The sequence below is a fragment of the Piscinibacter defluvii genome, assembly GCF_004011805.1.
Classification (GTDB): domain Bacteria; phylum Pseudomonadota; class Gammaproteobacteria; order Burkholderiales; family Burkholderiaceae_C; genus Piscinibacter; species Piscinibacter defluvii.
The window spans coordinates 1-900 of the sequence record NZ_RCHJ01000124.1; the positions used below are offsets into that span (position 1 = coordinate 1).

The 900-nt window shown below is 63.2% G+C and carries 1 protein-coding gene; it reads right to left on the minus strand.

Going from position 1 to position 900, the window contains the following annotated elements:
• Positions 1–359: 359 nt before the first annotated feature.
• A complete protein-coding gene (locus D9C15_RS33190; protein WP_128003719.1) occupies positions 360–695 on the minus strand; it encodes a DMT family transporter in 336 nt (111 codons plus the stop codon).
• Positions 696–900: the final 205 nt, after the last annotated feature.

Below are 900 nucleotides of genomic sequence, written 5' to 3' on the forward strand. Positions count from 1 at the left end.
AGCATGTCCACCGAGGAGCCGTCACCGGTCACGGTTCAACAGCGAGCGGGACATCGCCCACGCCCCGGCGTGTTGGATCTGAATGGTTGTCGCGCCAGCTGCTCCGGGCAGTGCGTGGCGAGCCGTAACTATGTACTGCTTGGCGTCGACATCAACGGTGAAGCAGGTGGCGGCGTTCGCCCCGTACTGAAGGCGAAAGGTGCGTTGAAGGGCGCATGCGGGGACCATAGATGCCTAACGTTTGAGCTGAGGCGACCGCCGCGGATTGGCGCTTGGGCCGCGAGCCCGATGATATGCACCACGGGCTCGCGGCCCAAGTGCCAAGCCGTGGAGGGTCGCCTCGAGCGAAGGGTTAGGCGTCATCGCTGACCGCCGAGATTGAGCATGACGACGCCGCCAACCACACAAACCAGGCCAAGCGTTTTGACGGTGCCCATGTGCTCCCCGAAGAACGCGATTCCGACCAGAGCAGTGGCAGCTGTGCCGCTGGCGGCCCAGACTGCATAGGTGATTCCCATGTCGAGCTGACGCATCGCAACAGCCATGAGCCAGATGGCTAGCGCGTAGCAGGTAGTCGCTGCGCCTGACGGGAGGAGTTTGGAGAAGCCATCGGAGTACTTGAGCGCGACCGTTCCGACAACTTCCGCGATGACGCTCGCTGCGACGAGCAGCCAGGCCGACAGGCTTGGATTCATGAGGCACCTCTGCCGAACTTGCTCGCTTGTCACTTGTACCGAGTGACACGAGCAGTGCGGTGGAGCGGTACCTACAGAACGCGCACAGTGTAGCAAGGCAGAGGACAGGACGACTCTTCCCGGACAGCGACTGCCGCTTGCTTGACGCCTAACGTTTGAGCTGAGCGGACCCGCCGGGAAGGCGCTTGGGCCGCGAGGTGGAGCA